Source organism: Streptomyces sp. NPDC096311, assembly GCF_044763085.1.
Taxonomy (GTDB): domain Bacteria; phylum Actinomycetota; class Actinomycetes; order Streptomycetales; family Streptomycetaceae; genus Streptomyces.
Window position 1 is genome coordinate 122077 of record NZ_JBIWFN010000018.1, and the last position, 20227, is coordinate 142303.

Consider the following 20227-nt stretch of genomic DNA (forward strand, 5'->3'; position numbering starts at 1 on the left):
GCGTTCCGCTAGGAGTTCTTGAGCGATTCCCGACGTCCTGCCTGTAACTGCTGGGGGCAGGGGCTCGCCAAATTGGCTTGTACCACGAACACGGCTCGCCCTAAGGTCAGATCACTTCGACGTCACGCTCCCCAGAAACACGCCGCAGAGCGGGAGCGTCCCACCTCGCTGAGGTGCCGGAGGGGCGGCAGCAGTCTTTGTCGACCCTTCCTTTCGGAGGTCTCCTTCATGAACGTCGGTATCGGCCTGCCCATCGGCGACCCGACCACCCTGCTCACCTGGGCCCAGCGCGCCGACGCCGGGCCCTACAGCACGCTCGGCCTGCTCGACCGACTCGTCTACGACAACCCCGAACCCCTGGTCGCGCTCGCCATCCTCGCGGGCGCTACCTCCCGCATCCGCGTCCAGACCGAGGTGCTGCTCGCCCCGCTGCGCGATACCGCCCTCCTCGCCAAGCAGGCTGCCACCTTGGACCGGATGACCGGTAGCCGCCTGGTCCTCGGCCTGGGCATCGGCGGCCGGGACGACGACCACCAGGTCACGGGGATCGACAAGCGCACCCGAGGCCGACGTCTCGACGAGCAGATGGCGGTGATGCGCCGCCTCTGGTCCGGCGAGCCCTACGGCGACGGCGTCGGCCCGATCGGCCCCGCGCCCGCCCGGCCCGGCGGCCCCGAGGTGCTCTTCGGTGGCTTCAAGCCCGTGGCGCTCGAACGCGTTGCTCGCTGGGGGGACGGCTTCCTCGCCGCCGCGGCGCCCTCGTGGGCAGGCGGCCTGTTCGACACTGTCCGCACCTTCTGGAAGGAGTACGGCCGCGACGGCGAACCGCGCATTGTCGCGCAGGTCAACGTCGCCCTCGGCCCTCAAGACGTCATCGATGACGCCCAGGCCAACCTGCACGCGTACTACACCTTCACCGGCATGGCCGACCGGATGGTCGCCGGATTGCTCACCACGCCCACCGAGATCCGCGATGCGATCGCCCGCTTCGCCGACCTCGGCGCCGACGAGGTCATGCTCTACTGCTACGGCCTCGACCCGAACCAGGTAGACCGCCTCGCCGACCTCCTGTGACGGCCTCCTGACTTCGGCGTTCCAGGGGTCGGTTCGGTCTGTCGAGAGCGAGGCCGGTCCCGGCGAGCAATCCGCTGAGGATGCCGTGCCGGCACCGCAGCGCCTTGAGTCGCCTGCGGAGGAGGGTCTCCCATTCGCCGAGGGCGCGGGCTGCCAGATTGGCCAGCTCTGCTTGATACGTGCCCACACCAACCGTAACCGTCGCAGATCGCGGATCCACGTTCGCACTGGTGCAGCACGAGCCACGGCCGCTCGAGGTTGCCGACGTCGAAAGCAGCAACGGGTGGAGGGAAGGGGCAGCGAACGAGGTCACCGGCCCGGTCAGCAACGGTGAAGAGCAGCGGGGCCGGCAGCCGTCCCAGGGCGAAACGTCTGAGACTGTCACGGCGCCGACACCCGGTACGTCGGCCTCGCCGCCGCCCGAACCGGCTCCAGCAGAACCTCCTGCGGCCGCAGCCCCAAAGGATGCGGAACAAGAGCAACGGGAGGACGGCGATCGGCACATGGACAGCGTGCTTCAGGCGGCAGCCATCGCTTCAACCCGGGTGATCTGCCATCGGAACACGTGGTCGTTCCTGATCGAGCAGACTCCGCAGCACCCTCGTTTCCGTCTTCCTGAACGCATCAACGACCTCGACGACGGAATGATCGAGACGTTCCTGTCCGGCCGCTCGGTGCTGGCAGTCCTGGTCACCATGCGGAAGGTCAGCGATGACTACCTTGCGGTCACCACGATCGTTCTGGACGACCGGCCACTGGCCACCGGTGAGGCGGCCTGGCCGACCGGCCGGCGGCAGGCCCCGCGGTCCAGGACCGAGACCGGCCCGTACGGAGGTACGGCGGGCGTACGAAAACAACCCCGGCGGGGAGGGATCCCGGCCAGGTCTGCGACGTGTGTGTGGTCATGAAGGGCGGTCGCCTACGCGGCGACAGGCTCCATGAGCCTTCAGCCGAACGATCGTCCTCTTGGGCTATGGGTGGGGCCTGGGGACACGGTCCCCTCCACAGCCACGCTTTCTGTAACCAGAACGCACCCGCCGTCAACGACTCTCAGCAGTATCGACGTTCGGCCCGAGCGAACCCGTCGCTGAAACCATCGGCGTAGCCGCGGGTGTAGTCACCCATCTTGTGCCCGTGGTCTCCACGAAGTCTGTTGTTCCTGTGGCAGTCGTCCCTGGCGTCCGAGTACCCATCCCGGAAGCCGTCCCTGTAACCCTGTCGGTAGTCACTTTGATGGGAAACGTTCGTGGTCACACTGACGGGAGCGGCACTTGGTGTGGCCGCTGAAGCCTGCTGAAAACCAACAGGGGCGAGGGCGATGGTGGCAGCGAAAAGGGCGGCGCTCAGGACGGCCGCCCGCTTGCCATTGCTAGCACGCATGACTGAGTCCCCTTTCGGGAGCTATATCATATGTGGTCACTTTCCACTCTAATCGCCCTTCTGGGTGACGCAACTCGCCGACATCTCACGACGACACGGCACCCGACAGGGCGTGAACGACCCTCCCACCGCCCGGAGTTCGGTCTCATGTCCGGTTTGCGACCTTGCCCGGTCATACCCCCCACCCTGATCAGGTTGACCGACGACAAGGGGGCTTGTGGCGATCTTCGGCAAAGGGAACGGCGACGACGACGTGCTGCACCAGATCCTGAGTGAACTCGCAGCTCTACGGCAGCAGATGGCAGGCCAGCAGCACGCCATCGACCCAGCACGCCAGGACACCAACGCGGCAATCACGACCGTGTTCGCCGAAATCCGGGCCGCCGTCCGCGACGGTCTCGAGCGGAGCCGGCCCTACGCGCTCGCCGCCGGCTCGCCCGCGTCCGGCCAACCGAACCGCGGCGGATTGTAGAGACGCTGCGCCTGCCTCTCGTTCTCCCCGCGCATGACCGTCAACCACATCCACGGATTCACCTCCGGCAGCCCCGGACACACCAGACGGTGCGGAATCCGGCACACCGCGCCCGGCGTAGGCTCCGCCAGCCACGGATTCCACGCCACCCCATCCGCATTGATCAGCCAACGGAACCGCGGCGGCACCATGTGCGCGGGCACCACATTCACTGGATCCAACCGCTCCAGCAGCACCCACGCCTTCGACAGCGTCGGAAACCGGTCCGCCCCCAACCCGCACTCCCGGCACACCGGCGGCAGCGGAGGAGCAGGCGCGGTCGCCCCCTCCTCCCGAGCCTCAATCCGATCCGTCACCTGCTCGACCCGGCCCCAGTAGTCGTCATCCGACTCGTCCGGCCGCCGCTCAGGCAGCACAATCCCGTCCTCGAAAACCCCCATACGGTCAGAGTCCGCAGCCAAGCAGCATATGCGTAGAGCGCGAATCGGACGGGGCAGCCGGGACTGAACAGGCCCCCAGCGGCACGCGGGGCACGCCACGCCGCTCGCAGGGCCACACGGCACGCACGTGACGGCCGGGACAGGCGCGCTGGACAGAGCAACGCCCACCAGCGGGGTTCACAGAGAGGCCCACCGGGCCGACCATGACTCAACCCGGTCACCCGATGGTGGCGGTTATCCAAAAGGTCGACCAGGCTGAACACTGAGTCTCGACAGCGCTTCACAAGCGAGGCCGCCGCGCGTCGCCATGGCCTGCGATCGGGCGAATCGTCTGTGGCCGAAGAGAAACATCACGAGTATGGGGACACCCATCCCGTTGTGCGAAACGGCATTTCATGACCTCTTCCACTGGCCGGTACGGTCGGATTCATGGAGTGGAAATTTCCGACTGCCGAAAAACTCGCGGCTGCCTTACGTACCGGTGAAGTGACCTCGGCGGAACTGACCGACGAGGCAATCACCCGTATCGAGCGGGACGACAAGGCGATCAACGCGATCTGTGTGCCGGACTTCGACCGTGCACGGGCCGCCGCGCGCGATGCCGACCAGGCGCGCGCCCGCGGTGAGGACCGGCCGCTGCTCGGCATTCCGGTGACGGTCAAAGAGTCCTACAACATCGCCGGGCTGCCCACGACCTGGGGCATGCCGCAACACCGGGACCATGTGCCGGCCGAGGACGCGGTGCAGGTGTCGCGGCTCAAGGCCGCAGGCGCGGTGGTGCTCGGTAAGACCAATGTGCCCTTGGGGCTGCAAGATGTGCAGAGCTTCAACGAGATCTACGGCACCACCAATAACCCGTGGGATCACGGTCGCACGCCGGGGGGATCCTCCGGCGGATCAGCGGCGGCCCTGGCGTCCGGATTCGGCGCGCTGTCCATCGGCTCCGACATCGCCGGATCGTTGCGCACCCCCGCACATTTCTGCGGTATCTACGCACACAAGCCGACACTCGGGCTGGCGGCCAACCGCGGCATGGTCCCGCCGTCCGCACCGGCCTTGCCGGTCGACCTCGACCTCGCCGTCGTCGGTCCGATGGCACGCACCGCCCGCGACCTCACGCTCCTGCTCGACGTCATGGCCGGACCGGATCCGTTGACGCTCGGCGTGGCGCACCACTTGAGGTTGCCGCCCGCGCGCCACGAACGGCTCCGCGACTTCCGGGTCTTGATCCTCGACGAACATCCGCTCATTCCAACCGGGTCGGCGGTGCGGGCGGGCGTGAACCGAGTCGCCGACGCGCTTGTCGACGGCGGCGCCCACGTCGAACGGCACAGTCCGCTGCTACCCGATCTGACCGAGGCCGGGACGCTCTACAGCCAGTTGCTGGTCTCGGGCTCCGTCGCACGTTTTCCCGTCGAACCGTACGATCGGCTGCGGACCCGCGCCGCCGCACTGAGCGCGGACGACCAGAGTCTCGACGCGGCACGGCTGCGCGGGATGGTGTTCAGCCACCGCGACTGGCTCCAGGCGAACAACCGCCGCGAACTGCACCGCCACGGCTGGCGGCAGCTGTTCGCCGAGTTCGACGCCGTGGTGTGCCCGATCACGCCCACTCCCGCGTTCCCGCACGACCACAACCCCAATCCGCTGGAACGCCTGCTCGACATCGACGGCGTCGAGTACCCATACTTCGACCAGCTCGTCTGGGCCGGTCTGGCCACCATGCCCGGCCTACCCGCCACCGCCATACCAGCGGGCCGGTCCCCCGAGGGTCTGCCCGTGGGAGTGCAGCTCATCGGTCCGATGTTCGAGGACCGCACCCCGCTGCGGCTGGCCGAACTGCTCGAGCAGAACATCGGTGGCTTCCAGGCACCGAGGTAGGGCGCACTGCCTGGGTGTTCGTCGAGGACAAAGTGCGGATCACGGATCACGACGAGATCCTCCGAATGCGCGCAGTCGCTGCCCGGCACGCGCATGTCAGCCGCTTCCTGCACCACGACAGGAGGTCGTCGCCTCAGGTCAGCGGCGTGCACTCTCATCGCCGGCCTGCCGAACCACAGGGACGTGCGGTGGAGTTGAGACGGCCCACCGGTGAAGCAGCCTGAGACAGCGCGGAAGGCGCAGGTCACAGAGCCGCCCTAGGGAGGCTACGGATCTGAGTCTGGCTGGTCACCCCGTTCACTGATGGGAGTGAATCGAACGTGAGGCAGACCTTCGATGGAGAGTGTCTTGTTAGTGCAACGACTGGACGCGCACCCGGGACAGCGCCGCGACTTCATTTACGGAGGTTGATCACCCGCGGGTCAGGCCCAGCTCGCCCGCGCGTATCCCGGCCTGGAATCGCGAATCCGCGTCGAGAGCGACGAGGAGTTCGACGACCCGGCGGCGGTAGGTGCGCACCGACATGCCACGTTCTCGTGCGGCTGCCTCGTCAGTGGCACCAGAGCCGAGCGCCCGCAGGACCGTGCGTGCCTGAGCATCCAGCTGGGGGCGATCCGAGCTGAGGAAGACCTCGAGATCGGCGGCGATCTCCCAAGCGGCTTCGAACAGCGCATAGACCCCGCTGACCAGCGCGGGCGCGGCACTCATGGCGTACTGGAGCAATACGGCACCGCGCCACTGCTGTTCCGCCCGCCCTACGGCACGTACGACGAGAACACCAAGGTCGCCGTGAGTGAGTGCGGGCCCCGGGCGATCATCTGCTGGCGGGAGTCCATGCAGATCACCGACATGCGGTATCAGGGGGCCGACAAGAAGCTGCACCCCGGCGACATCATCCTCGCTCACATCCGCGGGCCCAAAGAACTCAACGGCACCACGATGACGAAGATGTTCGGCAATCTGCTCCAGCGCATCCACGAGCAGGGGTTCGCAGTGGCGCGCCTGGAGGACTACATTCAACAACCGGCAGGATGAGTCCGTGGGGAGAACCTCTCCGCGCACCATCAGCACGGACAGGACTCACCACCGGAGCCGCAGCTACGCTCTTCGAACGCGCCTCGGCTGCCCCTCCTGCAGCGTCCCTCTCCCCCACCGAGTGCCTCAGCCGTCGCCCCAACGAGCCCATTCACCTCACCCTGGCCCGCTCGTGCCGTGACCACGGACGTTCACCGTGTCGGCTGCCACGGCATGGGCCGAGCCGGGCGTACGGCGTTGCAGTGGTGGAGCATCCGCAAGCTCCGCTTCAGCCTCCCAGTGTGACCGCACGGTGTATGTCGCCGACGTAGACCTCGGGTTGCTCCCAGGCTGCGAAGTGGCCGCCGGCTGGGTGTTCCACATAGTCGCGAATGTTCAGGAACGCCTCGGCGTAGCTTCGCGGCTCCGGTTTGATGTCGCGCGGGAACACGGAGAGCACGGTCGGCGTGTCGATCCGGTCGGGGAGGGCGGCCGGTTCGACGTAGGTGGTGAAAGAGGTGCCGATCGTGCCGGTGACCCAGTAGGCGGTGACCCAGGTGAGAAGCTCGTCCGGAGTGAAGGCCGCCTCGTCGGACCAGGACTCCAGCTTCTCGACGATCCACGCCGCGAGACCGGCGGGTGAGTCGCCGAGGGCGACGGCGAGCGTGTTCGGCCGCGTCGACTGCTCCGCGATGTACCCGCCGTCGGTCCGGAACCACTGCGCCGCCCGGCCGAGATAGGCCGCCGCGTCGGGCGCGAGCTTCGCCGGGTCCGCCGTGAGCGCACGCTGCGGGGCAATGTTCGTGAGGTGCAGGGCGGCCACCCGGTCCGGGTGTCCGGCCGCGAGGAGTTCCGCGACGGTGCCACCCACGTCCCCGCCGGACACCGTGTACCGCGAGTAGCCGAGCTCCTCGAGAGCGTCCGCGACGATCCCGGCGATCCGGTTGACCGACATACCGGGAACGGTGAGCGGGGGCGCGAACGGGAAGCCCGGCAGCGCGGGAACCACCACGTGCAGGTCCGCGAGCAAGGGCAGGACGCGCTCGAACCGCAACACCGAGTCCGGCCAGCCATGCAGCAGCACGACAACCGGGGCGCCGGGATCCGCGGACCGCTGGTGGATCACACGCAGGTCGGTGTCGCCCGCCCGCACCGTCACCCAGGGGAACGCGTTGATGCGGCGCTCGTGCACACCCCAGTCGTATCCGTTCGCCCAGCGTTCGAGCAGTTCGTCGAGGTGGGTGCCGCTGATGCCGCGCGTCCCGTCGTCACTCCACGGGGTCGTGACACGCCGCGTCCGCTGGAGTCGTTCCCGCATCTCGTCGCTCATGTGTATCAGCGTACACATGATGTGTATGCTCGTACACATGACCTTGCGCAATGCAGCCGCCACCAGGCAGCGGATCCTGGAGCACGCCCAACGCCAGTTCGCCCAGCACGGGTACGCGGCGGTCACGGTCAAAGGGGTGGCCGACGCGGCCGGCGTGTCACCCAACCTCATCACGCGCTATTTCGGCGGCAAGGACGGCCTGTTCCTGGCGGCGACCCAGGTGGAGATCCCGGTCTCGAACTCCTTCGACGGCGACCGTTCCGCGCTGGGTTCGCGCCTCGCGGCGAGCATCGTCCAGCGCTGGTTCGGTGCGCCTGGGGAGGATCCGCTGCTCGTGCTGCAACGCGCGTCCGGCGAACGCCCGGAGGCGGCGGAGGCGCTGGCCGCCTTCCTCGACACGAACTCGCTGGAGCCGCTCCACCGCTACCTGCGCGACAGCGGCCTGGACGACGCGGACGCCCGCAGCCGAGCCGCAGCGATCGACGCCTTCGTGCTCGGCGTCTCGACCCGCCGCCGGGTCCTGCGTTCCGAACTCGGCGACCCCGCCGATCTCCAAGCCTGGCTGAGCGCCACCATCCAACGCCTCGCCGACGGGTGACGCACGACAGCAAGAAGTACGGAAACTCCGCTTCTGGTCAGCACCTGCGGTCCAGTCATCACCATCTGCCCGACCATCGCGATCACGGCATGCGTAACGGCCCGAACCGGGCCTCGATGGGGTTGGCCCAGGACGCGTGGGCCGGGGTGAAGCACAGTTCGACCTTGTTCCGGGCCACCCATGTTCGGATCTTGGCGCCCTTGTGGGCGGACAGGTTGTCCAGGATGACGTAGATCGGTGCTCCGTCCGGCCACGCTCGGCGGATGGATTCGAGTGCGGCGAGGGTGTTCGCGGCGCTTCTGCGCCGGTGGACGACACCCCAAAGCTGGTCGTCGCCCACGCGGTAGCAGCCATGGAACTGCCGGACGCCGTGCAGCTTGTGATAGTTCGCCGGCAGCCGGTCGGGATGCACCGCGGGCGCCCACCCGGCACCGAACTGCGGGCGGATCGCGAGGGGTTGGGTCGGGGACGAGGCGCCGTGCACCCTTCCAGGTGTCGGTTCTCCCGTCCCCGCCCGCCGGACCGGACGTGCCCGTTGGCCGGGCATCCGGCTCTCCACGTGATTCGCGAGGTCAGGTGAGGTGTTCGCTGACCTGGCCGACGAAGGCCATGTCGTCGTGGTCGATCCGACGGAAACGCGCTCCATCGGGATCGACCTCGTCGATGTTCCATGGCGTACTGATCTACGCTCCGCGGTAGCGGTAACGCTCGACCCGCATCTTCGCCGGGTTGTAGAGGACCATACGATCCTCCGCGATGCGGTCAGCTCCGCTCCGTTGTAGCGCCGCCGCAGCTGCTTCCAGGTCAGGTGAGGGTGCTTGCGACGAATCCACCGAAGCATCCTCCACCACGCGTACCAACCGAGCTAGGAGAACGTCTTCTTCGATGCGCCGTAGCGGAAGTAGCCCGCCCAGCCCCGCAGGACCGGGTTGACCTTCCGCAGCACCTCCGCCAACGAGAGCGAGGTCATGCCCTGCCCCGTCAGCCTCTTGATGTTGTGCATCACCGATGCCGGCCCCTGCTTTGCCGGAATCGTCAGCACGACGCGGCGTCCGTCACCCCGGAGCTTCCTCTGGATGTGGAAGCCCAGGAGGACGAAGCCGTCGTCTATGTGGGTGATGTGCGTCTTCTCGACCGAGAGAGCACGACGAGGTCGTCGTCGGCGTAACGCTCCAGCCGGAAGTTCGGCAGCCCTCTCTTGCGCCGATACTGCCGACGCCAGCGCGGGCTCATCTCTTCGTCCCAGAGCCGAGCGAAGTTCCGGTCCAGCACGGAGAGACAGATGTTGGCCAACAGAGGCGAGGCAACCTCACCTTGCGGAGTTCCGTTCAGGCTGTTCGCGCAACTGCCGTGCAGTTCGACGACACCAGCCCGCAAAAACGCACGGAACAGACGCAGGGCCTTCCGAAGCACGCGGTGATGTCCCCTTCCACCACCCACTCGTAGGTGAGGCTGGTGAGATGGTGGATCTCGGCGATGACATCCTGGGCCCGACGACCAGGCCGATACCCGTACCTGGACGGGTAGAAATCGACCTCGAAGTTCGGCTCCAGGACCAGTTTGAGGGCCATCTGCGCGACGCGGTCGCGCAGGGTGGGGATCCCCAAGTGACGGACCCTGCCGCCCTTCTTCGGGATCACCGCCTGCTTGACCGGCAGCGCGCTGACGGATCCGTCCTTGAGAGAGGATGGCAACTCATCCAGGAACGGAATCACTCCGTAGTCCTCGACGTGATGGCGCGTCACCGCGTCCACGCCCGGCTCGGCCCTTGCCCATCGGTGCAGCTTGAGCTGATGGTCGAGTACCCGTCGCTCGGCCGCGAAGAAGCTCGGCCACGATACCGACGGCGCGTCGCTGTTCAACAACGCTCCTCCCCGGCAGCAGCACCACTGCCATCACGCTGTCGCCCTTCCCCATGCGGCAGGCTTTCCCGACCTCGGAGTACTACGGCGACTCCGCCACGATCCGGTGCCATCAGTGAGCGTCGCACCTGCCCGTCGTCCGGCTGGCTGCTGGACGGGGAGGGCGACACCGGATCGCTTCCCACGTTCACTGAGGATCTCTGCGACGGCTTCGGTGCCCAGCTCTACCCCGGCGGCATCACCACGGACCGCACATCGCAGTCTTGGTCCGGGTCTCCAGCCGCCCAGCAGGGCCGTCGGACAGGAGAGGCCATCGGACAGGGCACTCTCCAGTACCGCAAAGCGACCCATCCACCAGGTTCAGCAGGTCGCGAACGACTCACGGGGCTTCGACCACTGGTTCAGTTTCGTTACGCCCATTCCGTCTTCGCTTGCGGGCACGAACCGTCTGGTGGTGTCGGTCCGCCCCTACGTTGTCGAGGCTACTTCCGGCCTCACCCCCAACCTGGGGTTCAGCCTGCCTCCAGCTTCAACCGGTCACCGCGATGACCAGCGGTGGGTTCCTCCTCCCACACGATTCCTCAGCGCCTCGTGGCGCACGCCCGAACTCGTCGAACGCGAACACGCACTGCGGGAAGTGCCCGGTTACGTACTCGATGCGGGCGAGTTTGGCGTTCCGGTCGCGGTCGGTGGACTCCTTCCACGACTTGGTCCGCTGGAAGGTGATGCCGTGCCGGTGCAGGATCTGCCGCAGCCGTTCCCGCCCGATCTCGATCCGGTGGGCGGCGTACGTGGTGAGGAAGTCGGCGAGCTTGCGGATATTTCACCGGGTGATGCTCAGCAGCTGCTGACCTTCCCGGTCACTGAGCCGCCGCACACGTACAGGATCTGCTACCGCCCCAACCTGATCGCCACGACGCCGCCCAGCCGACAGGCCGGGCGGCGTGTCTTCCCACACCGTGAACGTCCTTGGTGTCCCGTCTCAAAAGATCTGGTCCGCAGCCAGGGCTGTGAGCTGCGGCGACCGGATCGATTGAGACGGGCGGACATTCGAATTCTCAGCCGATCTGGTCCGATGCGTAAGAACGCCGCTCATCGTCTCCAGGGAGCTGGTCCGCCGGGACCGTGTGGGGCCGGTCGAGTTCCTTCCGACCCCCGACGACCGCTGGGCCGCAGCCTGGCGGCAGACCACCGACGACCAGAGCAACGGCTTCCTCGGCGGTGTCCGCCTCCCCGACGATCTGAGAACGGGAGGGCCCAGCGACGAGGTAGCGCCCGCCAGGAAGGTGCATGATGAACGGAACATCCCAGGACCAGTCACCAGTACACCTGCTGAAGTGAAGGTCCTGGTGGCTGCTTGAGGGATGGAGCTGCCGGAGAAGCGGCTCAGCATACGCGGCTCCCACCAGTTCGACGTCCATATACTCCCTATGGAGCAGTCGCTGCCACGCAGCCTCCACGACATCATTCTGACCAGGCTCGGCGTCATCGGAAGCACTCGGCGCATCTATCCATCCCATGCGCCCATTCTGCCGTCCCGTGCGCCGACTGACCTTTTGCCCGGACCAGTTCACCTGAGACGGCCTGCAGATCGGCCCCGTTCACCTGAGATAGGGACCAGATCGGCCGAGACAGGACACTTGGTCAGGGCACTGGCGGATCTCGTCGCCCGTTTCTTTTGACAACGAAATTAGTCAGAGGCAGTGCCTCTGACCTGGGACGACTGGGTTGACTGTCAGACAGCTCATCTCGGTATGTGCACGGTGAGGCAGCGCGATGGTCATCCGACACCAGTTACGAGGTAGTGACAATCGGGGGCCAACTTCTTGGCGCACCGAATGCTCTTCTTCGGTGAAAGCGCGCCAATTGTGCAGCTATGAACCCTAGTTGGCGCAAGGGGAACGAAGAAATCCAAGGAGACCTGAGCATGAAGCTTGGTATGAAGCGGCTCGCGGTAGTCGGCGCGCTGGGTGTGGCCTCAGCAGCAATGGCGGTATCCCCGGCGTTCGCGAAGAGCGACATCTCGATTCAGGCCACCCCCCACACCGCGCATGCTGGCCACGTGGTGAAAGTACACGGCCAGGGTGACGACGACGCTGAGCAGTACACCGTGCTCGTCCTACAGGAGCGGTCCGGCAAACCCGGCCACTGGAGCAACTGGCACGCCGTCACGCGGAGCTTCAACGGCGATGCGCGCGCAAACGTCAAGGCCACGCACACGGGCGAGCTGCAGTTCCGTTCAGTCCTGTACTCGACCGACAGGCACCACCAGCACGCGAAGACCGACCGCATCTCCACGCCAGTTACCGTCCACGTCGTCCGCTAGCCGACGCAAGAGCACCGCACGCTGATCGACCGCCTTCCCCGGAACGAGAGGGTCGTACTGGGGAAGGCGTCAGTGCGGACGGCGCGGGCGGGCGGGGAACGGTCGGCGTCGACGGCTCGCCCCGCCCGCCGCCGAGGACGTGCGCGCGAACGGCGGAGTCGGCTAGGACGCCGCGGGCGACGGTGGACCGTGCCGACGGACTCCAGGTCGGCCCACAGCGTCCACGGCCCGCGGGCGAAGAGCCACTCGGGGCGGCGGGAGTCGTCCAGGACCGTGCAGCCGTCAGCCTTCAGGTAGCCGTTGCTCACCAGTTGAACGCAGCAGCGCACGCCGTGCTCGCGCGGCAGCGGCAGCGGCAGCGGCAGCGGCAGCGGCAGCGGCAGCGGCAGCATGAACTCCTCGTCCAGCAGCCGGGTTTCAGGCCACTCGCTGCCGTGGCCATGCAGAGGACGGCGGTGCACTCCAGGCGCCCGCCTTCTAGAGGACCTCGACTGCCTCCGGCGGCGGGTCAAGGGCGAGTGGGGATCCGTCGACGTCATCGTCGCCATGGGCCGCCTGGTTCTGCCCGAGGAGATCGCCGCGGTAGTACTGTTCCACGCCGCTGACGACAACCGGTTCACCACGGGAGCCGACCTCGCCGTCGATGGCGGCCGCACCCAGCTCTGACCGGCGCGGCCAGCCCAAGGTTCAGCCGCAGCAGGTCCTGGACGAGGTGCCCGTCACCCGCCGCGTGACGACGTGGCGGAGACATCTTGGCTTTGCCTCTGGCTCACGATACTGGCAGGCCAGAAGCAAGGCGCCCGATGAGACGCTCGTGCTGCATCAGACAACGTTCGCTCTGTTGCGACTGGACAGCCATCCCGAAGAAAATCGCGGTACCTGCCTTCTGGCGGCAGAGGCAGGCATCCGAGATGATCATCCTATGGCGGATGTGATCTTCTTCGATCTGGACGGCACCCTGGTCGATCATCGAAGCGCGGTCTTGGAAACGATCGGCCAGATCGTCCAGGCCGCGCCGAACGCGACGGCTCCACCGGAGGAGCTGGTGACGTTGTGGTGGACGCTGGAGGCGCGCCACATGCGGGAATACCTGGCCGGTCAGTGCTCCTTCGCTGAGCACCACCGACGCAGGCTCCGTTCTTTCCTGCCAGTGCTCGGCGAGCCGGTTCCTGAAAGCCCCGGCCTTCTGGACGCCTGGATCGCCGAGCGCTACCTCAGCGTGTTCGAGGAGTCCTGGCGATGCTATCCCGATGTCCAGCCATGTCTGGAGACCCTGAAACGGCTTCCCCGAGGACCCCGTCTGGCTGTTCTCACCAACGGGGACCCCGAGCAGCAGCGCGCCAAGCTCGCCCGCTTCGGCCTCCTCGAATACTTCGAAGCCGTCCTGACCCCTACCGAGCTCGGTGCGGGCAAGCCCGCCGCCTACGCCGCCGCCTGCCGGCGGATGCGTACGGACCCCGCACAGGCGGTCAACGTGGGCGACATGCTGGAAAGCGATGTAAACGCAGCCACCCGCGCGGGGCTCACCGGCATCTGGCTGGACCGCGGCATCGACTTCGTCACCGGTGGACCATCGCCGACGGCAGACGATCCGGTGCTCCGCATCGAACAGCTCACCGACCTCCCCGACCACCTGTCACACACGAACGCCTGACCGGCTCTCACGGTCGTCGTAAGTGATCGACCCGGGTCAACGCTCGCCAGACGATGTGGCGGCGGATCATGCTGCCCTGTTCCTTGTGGGTGGCGTGGTCGGTGTCAACGCCGACGGCCACCGCGAGATCCTCGGCCTGGACGTCCCCTCCAGCGACGACGGCGCCGGCTGACCGGCCTTCCTGCGCTCGCTGATCACCCGCGACCTGTACGGCGTCCAGCTGGTCGTCCCCGACACCCACACCGGCCTCGTCAACACCATGGGCGCCAACCTGCCCGGTGCCTCCTGGCAACGCGGCCGCACCCACTACGCCCGCAACCTGCTCAGCCAGGTCGCCACATCCGCCCAGCCCTGGGTGGCCACGCTCCTGCGGACCGTCTCCGAACAGCCCGACACCGACGCAGTACAGGCCCAGACAGTGCACGCGCTGGACGTGCTGGGAGCCGAATTCCCCAAGGCCCTGGCCCACTTGGACACCGCCCAGCACGCACTACTGGCCTTCACCGCTTTCCCGCGCGAGATCTGGCGGCCGATCTGGTCCGACACATGGCTCGCCGCTCCATGGGACGCGAACTCCTCGCCAAGGCCCGCCCGCGAGTGAGAGCACGAACGCCCCAAGGCGTCCCTGGTGACTTCAACCTCGAATTGCAGCAGCAGCTCCAGGACACGGGCTCGTTGAAATGGGTCGGTCACTGCAGTGAGCTGAACGCGTCCTGTGCAGCAGACGGCTGTGCCCGGCTGAACGGCATGGGCGCGCTCCTCGTGACGAACGTCGTCGGCGCCCTGAGCTCGATCAACGGAGTCGTCGGCTCCTACAGTGAGCGCGTGCCGGTGGCCTGTATCTGCGGGTCGATACCGCTCAAGTCCATCGATCGCGGCCTGGGAATGCACCACACGATGGCCGATGGCACCTGGGACCGCTTCCTGGGCGCCTACGCGCAGGTGACCGCCGCACGCGGGCCAGACTGATCCCGCACAACGCGGTCACCGAGATCGACAGGCTGATGGCGAGAAAAGCTCCCGATGTACGTGGAGTTGCGCTGTCCTGCGAAGACGGGCCCTCTTGTCTCCCAACCGTCGGCCTTGTCTCCCAACCGTCGGCCTTGTCTCCCAACCGTCGGCCTTGTCTCCCAACCGTCGGCCCTGTCTCCCAACCGTCGGCTCTTTCGCCAGGCGCTGCCCCGGTCGCCGGTCTGGCTCCGTTGTTGAATTCGAACGCGTTGGTCAGGCTGCGAGTCGGTAGACGAGCCGGGACACGAGGCTACGGTCAGGACTTGAGTCCCTCGATCGCCACGGGAAGGTGGCGGGGGCCACGCAGCACCGCGTTGGCACGGTACGGCGGTGGGTCCTCGATCAGGCTGAAGCCCTTGACCCGGCGGAACAGTTCGGGCACAGCCGCATGGAGTTCCATACGGGCGAGAGGGGCGCCGAAGCAGTAGTGGATGCCGGTGTAGAAGCCCAGGTGCTCGTTGTCCTTGCGGTCGGGATCGAACCGGTCGGGGTCCTTGAAGCGTTTGGGGTCGCGGTTGGCCGCGGCCACCATGAGCCAGATCGGCGAGCCCTTGGGGATCGTGGTGCCGGCGACGTCGATGTCGGCCAGGGCGGTGGTCCACGGGACGAACTGGACCGGGGGCTCGTACCGCAGCACTTCCTCGATGAGCGGGACGGCCAGATCCGGATCCTTCTGGAACCGCTCAAGGACATCGGGGTGACGCAGCAGGGTGAGCGTCGTATTGGTGATCGCGTTGACGGTGGTCTCGTGGCCGGCGACCAAGAGCAGCACCGCGGTGGCCTCCAGGTCTGCCGGTGTCATCTCGGGAGCGAGCGCGCTGAGCATCCCGGCGTCAGGGTGGCGGCGCTTGGTCTCGATCAGCTCGGTCAAGTAGGCGCCCAACTCCTGACGTGCCCGCTGTGCCTTTTCCCGGCCGTCGTCGCCGGAGTGGGGATCGAGTGACGACGCCAGCGCATCGGCCCAGCCGTGGAAGCGCGGTTCGTCCTCGCGCGGCACGCCCAGGACCCTGCAGATGGCCGTGACGGGAAGGGGGTAGGCGAAGTCCTCGACGATGTCGACCTGGTCCTTGCCTTCGAAGGCGTCGAGCAGTTCGGTGACGAGCTCGGTCAGGTCTCCGCGCATGCCGTCGAGGAATCTGGGGCTGTGCGGGGGACCGAACGGCCGGTTGATGGTGCCGCGCAGCCGGTCGTGCACGGGCGGGTCGGTGAAGATGAAGCTGGGCGGCAGGCCGGTCTCCTCCGACGGTTGCCCGACGCGGGCGTAGCCGGGTAGACGGTTGCGCGTGTCGTTGCTCAGCCGCGGGTCGTTGGCCAGGCTCCGCACCTCGTAGTAGGTGCTGACCAGGTAGGTGCCGTCGTCCTCCCGTCTGACCGGTGTCTTGCGCAGCTCCGCGTAGAGCGGGTACGGATCGGCTCGATTGGCGTAGTCGGTGATCTGTGCGGAGATGGGGCCGGGCGTCATGGTGTCTCCTCGGGGTCCGGGCGGCACAGGGCCGGTGATCAGGCATGCGACGGGACGAACTCGACACGCCCCTCGCTCGGTGAGTGACCCGTCAGCGTGACGGTGGGCCCGTGGGTGGGTAGGCGGGGGTCGGGGAAGGCCGGGTCGAGCGGCTGCAGCGTTTCCGTGCGGCGGTAGCCCGTGCGGTACTCCGGCGGGAACGGCGCGCCGGCGGCGATCTGCCGCTCGTAGCACCCCAGCCACTTGGCACCGTCGAAGGACGCCGTGTCGATGACACGGCCGCGGAACCCGTACACCGCGACGAACCGCTCCTCGTCGAGCGCCCCCTGAGCGACGACCAAATCGTCGCCCCAGCCGAGGGAACACCCAGCCGGCATGGGGCTCCCCCCCTCGTCGGCTCATCGCAGTAGTCGACGAGGATGGCCTGGACCGGTCGGGCGGCTGCGGCCCTTCCCACCCGGTCACGCTGTGCCTCGGCGAAGCGAGGGGAGAACAGCGGCGTCTCGTCGCCGTGCAGGGCGAAGACGTCCGGTGTGAGAAAGACGCGCTGCGCGAATCCCTGGCGCCGGTTTGAGATCGACGACAGGCCTCATCTGGAACCCGCTCCCTGCGCGGGCCGCGGTCCCCGTAGGCTCCGCAGCCATCTGCGCTCGGTCCATACGGTGGTCGGCATGCCTCTCTCACAGGATGGGCCTCTGCGCACGGCGCTCGCAAGGCGAAGGCTGCCGGGCAAGCCGATGCGCACCCGACCGGCCAACCGCAAAGGGAGACGAGGCGCTGCCGGCCGCCTGAACGTCGGACGGGCGTGAGCGCGACTCGGACGGCCGTCAGTCCTGCCCCCTCCGGGCCGCCGCGACGCTCGTCACCCGGCGCGGCTCCGGACCCGATGCCTGCCACGTGCGGTGGCCCTTCGCAACCACCAGCCCGGCCCGCCCCGGAGTGGCCGGTGACGGCCACGGGCTAACCCAGCGAGGCGAGCAGGTCGTAGGCGTCGTAGGCACAGACTGCGGAGTCGGTGCCGGGAGCGGGCGGGACGGTGATGCGCCCCGCCGTCAGGTCGTGTGCGGGCGACGCGGCGCGAGTGCGGACCGCGTCGTCGCGCGGGTCCGCAACCACGGTCAGCGGGGCTGCTCCGGACAGGTCAGCATCTCCATGGGGCGGTCCGGAGGGAACTCGAGCCAGGCGCGGAGTGATGCGTGTCGTGACACACCTACGGCCGCTGCTGGGGGCGGGCTGGGGTGGGTGGCGGGAGAGTCTGCTCGGCCCAGACGGTCTTGCCGTCGAAGGTGTAGCGGACGCCCCAGCTCTGTGCGAGTTGGGCGACGATGAACAAGCCGCGCCCGCCTTCGTCGATGGTCTTCGCGTGGCGCAGCCGCGGCGCGAGGGAATTGCTGTCGTGGACTTCGCAGGTGAGTGTGCGGTCCTTCATGAGCTGCAACTGGACAGGCGGGGTGCCGTAGCTGACGGCGTTGGTGACCAGTTCACTGACGATCATTTCGGTCGTGTAGGCGGTTTCCTCATCGACTCTCCAAAGGACGAGCTGGCGGCGGGTGTGGGTGCGCGCCGTGGCGACAGCTTTGGGATGGGGGTCGAGATGCCACGTGGCGACCTGGTCGGCGGGGAATGGGTGGGTGCGGGCGAGGAGGAGGATGACGTCGCCGTGGCGGGTGTCGTTCCGCAGCCGGTAGAGCATGTCATCGCACAGATCCTGCAGTGGCCGCTCAGGGTGGGCCAGCACCCGTTGAAGGGCGTCCGGGGACGGTGAGGTGTGCAGCAGGGACGTGGTGTAGAAACCGAGGACGCTGCCGTCGGAGACAGAGACGGTGGTAGCGGCGAAGGAGGGTCCCTCGGCAGTGCCCAGAGGAGGTCCGGCCGGCAGGTCGGGGATCTCGGTGGTCCCGTCGGGATGGGCGATGACGGGTGGGGGATGGCCGGCCAGGGCGATGGTGCAGGTCTCGGCGAGCGGGTCGTAGACCGCGTACACGCAGCTTCCTGTGCGTGGCGTGGGATCGCCGGGCGGCAGAGCCGCGCGTTCCTCGGCGAGGCTTATGGCGGTGTCGTTGAGGCGGGCCAGGAGCTCGTCGGGCTCCAGGTCAAGAGCGGCCAGGGAGTGGGAGGCGGTTCGGATCTGTCCCATCGTGGTGGCCGCGTGGATGCCTTGGCCGGCGGCTTCGCCGACCACCAGTGCGGTGCGGGCGCCGGACAGGGCGAAGGTGTCGAACCCGCCGCCGCCTCCCGCCTCTGAGGGCACGTGCATGTGCGCGGTTTCAACGGTGGTCCGCGTCGCAGGGTGGGACAGCAGCAGGTGACGCTGGACTGTCAGGGCGATGGTGTGTTCGCGGGTGTAGCGGCGGGCGTTGTCGATGCACAGCGCCGTGTGAGCGACCACTGCGAGGGCGAGGGCGACATCGTCCTTGTCGTAGAGGTCGACCTGGTCGGTACGGTACAGGCTCAGCAGTCCCAGCACGGTTCCACGCAGTGTCAAAGGTGCCGTGATGAGAAAGCGGGCACCAGAAGCGCGGATCGCCTCGGCGCGTGGCGGGTCGGCTGCCAACCAGGGCGTTTCGGGTCCCAGGGCGACGAGGCGGGGCTTGAGGTCGGCCAGCGTCTGGGCGTAAGGCGTGGGGAACGGCACGGCACGCACGTCGCCCACCGGATGTGCCTGGATCTGCTCCTCGCCACCGCTGTGACCGAAGGCGGCACGGCGCAACGGCACCTCCGGTCCCAGAGGACTCAGGGGAGGTTCCTCGCCACGTACCACGGCGTCCACCACTTCCACCACGGCGATGTCGGCGAGATCCGGCACCACTGCCTGCACCAGTTCCTCGCAGGTGGCCACCACGTCGAGGGTCTGTCCCACGTGCTCGCGCACCGCGCCGAGGACTCGCATGCGGGCGCCCACCTTTTCGCATTCGGTGACATCGAGCATCTCCGCCAGCACCCCCCAGACCCTCCCTTGCGAGTCCTCCAGACGAGATGCCGAGACGGAGAACAGGTACTCCGGCCCCGGTGCGCCCTTCGGACGCACCTCCACGAGTCGCCCCCGGACGGGCGCGCCGCTCTCCAGTACGCCGTGCAGCAGGGCCTCCACCTCACCGGGTGCGGAAAGGTCGTAAACGTCGGTGATGTGTCGGCCCACGATCTGTTCAACGGGCGCTTCGTGCAGAACCGGCCTGGTGAGGTTGATCCGTAGGATGCGCAGCTCCGTGTCCAAGATCAGCAGGCCTGTAGTCGACTGGTGGAACAGAACTTCCAGTACGGCAGCGCCCGCGCCCGGCGAGAAGGCTTCGTTTTGGACCACGGCAACCCACCTCCACCCTCCAGCCTGCACCTGGCCCCGATACGCCGCTCCCCGTCTCCCGGGAGGTCTCGGACGTGCCGCCTGCGTTGCAGGCCCAGCGCGCGGTTGCGGAACGCTTGTCGGCGCATTGCCACATAGGCGCACATCATCGTCGGGACCGAGGCGGACCGCGTCGGCCGGTTCTTGGTCTGGCAGCCCCGGCTGCGAGGCTGTCCTCAAGTCCGACGATCATCTCCAGCTCGGCAACGGCCTCGTCAACGAACTCGGTCGTTCGCAAGAAAGTCCGCCCAAGGGCCCCGGTGTCGCAGGCTGAGGAAGTGCGGCCGCTGCTGAGACTCGGCTTGCCCGAATCGCAGGTGAAACGGCGAGACAACCCAGGTCAAAACCTCTGCATGTGCATTGAGCCGCGAGCACCTACAGCG

At 67.5% G+C, this 20227-nt stretch carries 22 protein-coding genes and 2 pseudogenes; 12 read left to right on the plus strand and 12 right to left on the minus strand.

Annotated elements, in window-relative coordinates; translation table 11 throughout:
- The first annotated feature begins 228 nt into the window (after window positions 1-228).
- From ACIRA5_RS37560 to ACIRA5_RS37570, 3 genes are all read left to right on the plus strand, one after another.
- Window positions 229-1074, plus strand: coding sequence for an LLM class flavin-dependent oxidoreductase (locus tag ACIRA5_RS37560; RefSeq protein WP_403698672.1), 846 nt, complete (start codon window positions 229-231; stop codon window positions 1072-1074).
- A gap of 179 nt (window positions 1075-1253) precedes the next feature.
- Window positions 1254-1982 (plus strand): hypothetical protein, encoded by a 729-nt coding sequence (locus tag ACIRA5_RS37565; RefSeq protein WP_403698673.1) that lies wholly within the window; start codon window positions 1254-1256, stop codon window positions 1980-1982.
- A 689-nt stretch (window positions 1983-2671) separates the two neighbouring features.
- Complete coding sequence (locus ACIRA5_RS37570) at window positions 2672-2926, plus strand: hypothetical protein (protein WP_403698675.1); 255 nt, start codon at window positions 2672-2674, stop codon at window positions 2924-2926.
- Here the strand turns inward: ACIRA5_RS37570 and ACIRA5_RS37575 are convergent.
- Window positions 2869-3366, minus strand: coding sequence for a DUF6083 domain-containing protein (locus ACIRA5_RS37575; RefSeq protein WP_403698676.1), 498 nt, complete (start codon window positions 3364-3366; stop codon window positions 2869-2871). The genes ACIRA5_RS37570 and ACIRA5_RS37575 overlap by 58 nt on opposite strands.
- Before the next feature lie 429 nt (window positions 3367-3795).
- Between ACIRA5_RS37575 and ACIRA5_RS37580 the strand changes: the two genes are divergently transcribed.
- Window positions 3796-5247, plus strand: coding sequence for an amidase (locus tag ACIRA5_RS37580; protein WP_403698678.1), 1452 nt, complete (start codon window positions 3796-3798; stop codon window positions 5245-5247).
- A 411-nt stretch (window positions 5248-5658) separates the two neighbouring features.
- On the opposite strand, the gene ACIRA5_RS37585 is transcribed toward ACIRA5_RS37580, so the two are convergent.
- Window positions 5659-5955: a DNA-binding response regulator gene (locus ACIRA5_RS37585; RefSeq protein ID WP_403698679.1), complete on the minus strand. Its 297-nt coding sequence runs from the start codon at window positions 5953-5955 to the stop codon at window positions 5659-5661.
- Window positions 5956-5964: 9 nt separating this feature from the next.
- Here ACIRA5_RS37585 and ACIRA5_RS37590 point away from each other — a divergent pair.
- Window positions 5965-6282 (plus strand): annotated as a pseudogene (locus ACIRA5_RS37590) (polysaccharide deacetylase family protein); the annotation flags it as partial.
- Between the two features lie 268 nt (window positions 6283-6550).
- Here the strand turns inward: ACIRA5_RS37590 and ACIRA5_RS37595 are convergent.
- Window positions 6551-7591: an epoxide hydrolase family protein gene (locus ACIRA5_RS37595; protein ID WP_403698681.1), complete on the minus strand. Its 1041-nt coding sequence runs from the start codon at window positions 7589-7591 to the stop codon at window positions 6551-6553.
- 37 nt (window positions 7592-7628) lie between these two features.
- Here ACIRA5_RS37595 and ACIRA5_RS37600 point away from each other — a divergent pair, with 37 nt between their 5' ends.
- Entirely contained in the window at window positions 7629-8189 is a 561-nt protein-coding gene (locus ACIRA5_RS37600; RefSeq protein ID WP_403698683.1) for a TetR/AcrR family transcriptional regulator, read from the plus strand.
- Window positions 8190-8280: 91 nt separating this feature from the next.
- Here ACIRA5_RS37600 and ACIRA5_RS37605 read toward each other — a convergent pair.
- Window positions 8281-8646 (minus strand): annotated as a pseudogene (locus ACIRA5_RS37605) (transposase); the annotation flags it as partial.
- A gap of 124 nt (window positions 8647-8770) precedes the next feature.
- Between ACIRA5_RS37605 and ACIRA5_RS37610 the strand changes: the two are divergent.
- Window positions 8771-8971 carry a hypothetical protein gene (locus tag ACIRA5_RS37610; RefSeq protein WP_403698684.1) on the plus strand — a complete coding sequence of 67 codons (201 nt, stop codon included), beginning with the start codon at window positions 8771-8773 and terminating at the stop codon, window positions 8969-8971.
- 83 nt (window positions 8972-9054) lie between these two features.
- Here ACIRA5_RS37610 and ACIRA5_RS37615 read toward each other — a convergent pair whose 3' ends face one another.
- From ACIRA5_RS37615 to ACIRA5_RS37625, 3 genes are all read right to left on the minus strand, one after another.
- Entirely contained in the window at window positions 9055-9192 is a 138-nt protein-coding gene (locus ACIRA5_RS37615) for a group II intron maturase-specific domain-containing protein (RefSeq protein WP_403698686.1), read from the minus strand.
- A 325-nt stretch (window positions 9193-9517) separates the two neighbouring features.
- Window positions 9518-10051 carry a reverse transcriptase domain-containing protein gene (locus ACIRA5_RS37620; protein WP_403698688.1) on the minus strand — a complete coding sequence of 178 codons (534 nt, stop codon included), beginning with the start codon at window positions 10049-10051 and terminating at the stop codon, window positions 9518-9520.
- 1058 nt (window positions 10052-11109) lie between these two features.
- On the minus strand, window positions 11110-11571 hold the full coding sequence (locus tag ACIRA5_RS37625; protein WP_403698690.1) for a DUF6193 family natural product biosynthesis protein: 462 nt from the start codon (window positions 11569-11571) through the stop codon (window positions 11110-11112).
- Between the two features lie 407 nt (window positions 11572-11978).
- On the opposite strand from ACIRA5_RS37625, the gene ACIRA5_RS37630 reads away from it, so the two are divergent.
- Window positions 11979-12377 carry a hypothetical protein gene (locus ACIRA5_RS37630; protein WP_403698692.1) on the plus strand — a complete coding sequence of 133 codons (399 nt, stop codon included), beginning with the start codon at window positions 11979-11981 and terminating at the stop codon, window positions 12375-12377.
- Here the strand turns inward: ACIRA5_RS37630 and ACIRA5_RS37635 are convergent.
- Entirely contained in the window at window positions 12374-12838 is a 465-nt protein-coding gene (locus ACIRA5_RS37635) for a hypothetical protein (protein WP_403698693.1), read from the minus strand. The genes ACIRA5_RS37630 and ACIRA5_RS37635 overlap by 4 nt on opposite strands.
- 85 nt (window positions 12839-12923) lie before the next feature.
- On the opposite strand from ACIRA5_RS37635, the gene ACIRA5_RS37640 reads away from it, so the two are divergent.
- From ACIRA5_RS37640 to ACIRA5_RS37655, 4 genes are all read left to right on the plus strand, one after another.
- Entirely contained in the window at window positions 12924-13043 is a 120-nt protein-coding gene (locus ACIRA5_RS37640; RefSeq protein ID WP_403698695.1) for an SDR family oxidoreductase, read from the plus strand.
- Entirely contained in the window at window positions 13021-14031 is a 1011-nt protein-coding gene (locus tag ACIRA5_RS37645) for an HAD family hydrolase (RefSeq protein ID WP_403698697.1), read from the plus strand. The genes ACIRA5_RS37640 and ACIRA5_RS37645 overlap by 23 nt, the downstream gene beginning before the upstream one ends.
- Before the next feature lie 181 nt (window positions 14032-14212).
- Entirely contained in the window at window positions 14213-14632 is a 420-nt protein-coding gene (locus ACIRA5_RS37650) for a transposase (protein WP_403698859.1), read from the plus strand.
- Window positions 14593-15000: a thiamine pyrophosphate-binding protein gene (locus tag ACIRA5_RS37655; RefSeq protein ID WP_403698861.1), complete on the plus strand. Its 408-nt coding sequence runs from the start codon at window positions 14593-14595 to the stop codon at window positions 14998-15000. Before ACIRA5_RS37650 ends, ACIRA5_RS37655 begins: the two co-directional genes overlap by 40 nt.
- Window positions 15001-15298: 298 nt before the next feature.
- Here ACIRA5_RS37655 and ACIRA5_RS37660 read toward each other — a convergent pair whose 3' ends face one another.
- The 4 genes from ACIRA5_RS37660 to ACIRA5_RS37675 form a co-directional block, all read right to left on the minus strand.
- Window positions 15299-16504, minus strand: a complete 1206-nt coding sequence (locus tag ACIRA5_RS37660; protein ID WP_403698699.1) for a cytochrome P450 — start codon at window positions 16502-16504, stop codon at window positions 15299-15301.
- Window positions 16505-16542: 38 nt separating this feature from the next.
- On the minus strand, window positions 16543-16881 hold the full coding sequence (locus ACIRA5_RS37665) for a hypothetical protein (protein ID WP_403698701.1): 339 nt from the start codon (window positions 16879-16881) through the stop codon (window positions 16543-16545).
- Between the two features lie 583 nt (window positions 16882-17464).
- Window positions 17465-17620: a hypothetical protein gene (locus tag ACIRA5_RS37670; protein ID WP_403698703.1), complete on the minus strand. Its 156-nt coding sequence runs from the start codon at window positions 17618-17620 to the stop codon at window positions 17465-17467.
- A gap of 94 nt (window positions 17621-17714) precedes the next feature.
- Window positions 17715-19805 carry a SpoIIE family protein phosphatase gene (locus ACIRA5_RS37675; protein ID WP_403698705.1) on the minus strand — a complete coding sequence of 697 codons (2091 nt, stop codon included), beginning with the start codon at window positions 19803-19805 and terminating at the stop codon, window positions 17715-17717.
- Window positions 19806-20227: the final 422 nt, after the last annotated feature.

What these genes read in the sequence shown, in the direction of transcription:
- ACIRA5_RS37660 (WP_403698699.1), bottom strand. Translation starts at nt 16,504, where the DNA reads ATGACGCCCGGCCCCATCTCCGCACAGATCACCGACTACGCCAATCGA.
- ACIRA5_RS37615 (WP_403698686.1), bottom strand. Translation starts at nt 9,192, where the DNA reads ATGCACAACATCAAGAGGCTGACGGGGCAGGGCATGACCTCGCTCTCG.
- ACIRA5_RS37580 (WP_403698678.1), top strand. Translation starts at nt 3,796, where the DNA reads ATGGAGTGGAAATTTCCGACTGCCGAAAAACTCGCGGCTGCCTTACGT.
- ACIRA5_RS37640 (WP_403698695.1), top strand. Translation starts at nt 12,924, where the DNA reads ATGGGCCGCCTGGTTCTGCCCGAGGAGATCGCCGCGGTAGTACTGTTC.
- ACIRA5_RS37625 (WP_403698690.1), bottom strand. Translation starts at nt 11,571, where the DNA reads ATGGGATGGATAGATGCGCCGAGTGCTTCCGATGACGCCGAGCCTGGT.
- ACIRA5_RS37595 (WP_403698681.1), bottom strand. Translation starts at nt 7,591, where the DNA reads ATGAGCGACGAGATGCGGGAACGACTCCAGCGGACGCGGCGTGTCACG.
- ACIRA5_RS37600 (WP_403698683.1), top strand. Translation starts at nt 7,629, where the DNA reads ATGACCTTGCGCAATGCAGCCGCCACCAGGCAGCGGATCCTGGAGCAC.
- ACIRA5_RS37585 (WP_403698679.1), bottom strand. Translation starts at nt 5,955, where the DNA reads ATGAGTGCCGCGCCCGCGCTGGTCAGCGGGGTCTATGCGCTGTTCGAA.
- ACIRA5_RS37560 (WP_403698672.1), top strand. Translation starts at nt 229, where the DNA reads ATGAACGTCGGTATCGGCCTGCCCATCGGCGACCCGACCACCCTGCTC.
- ACIRA5_RS37630 (WP_403698692.1), top strand. Translation starts at nt 11,979, where the DNA reads ATGAAGCTTGGTATGAAGCGGCTCGCGGTAGTCGGCGCGCTGGGTGTG.
- ACIRA5_RS37655 (WP_403698861.1), top strand. Translation starts at nt 14,593, where the DNA reads ATGGGACGCGAACTCCTCGCCAAGGCCCGCCCGCGAGTGAGAGCACGA.
- ACIRA5_RS37575 (WP_403698676.1), bottom strand. Translation starts at nt 3,366, where the DNA reads ATGGGGGTTTTCGAGGACGGGATTGTGCTGCCTGAGCGGCGGCCGGAC.
- ACIRA5_RS37645 (WP_403698697.1), top strand. Translation starts at nt 13,021, where the DNA reads ATGGCGGCCGCACCCAGCTCTGACCGGCGCGGCCAGCCCAAGGTTCAG.
- ACIRA5_RS37665 (WP_403698701.1), bottom strand. Translation starts at nt 16,881, where the DNA reads ATGCCGGCTGGGTGTTCCCTCGGCTGGGGCGACGATTTGGTCGTCGCT.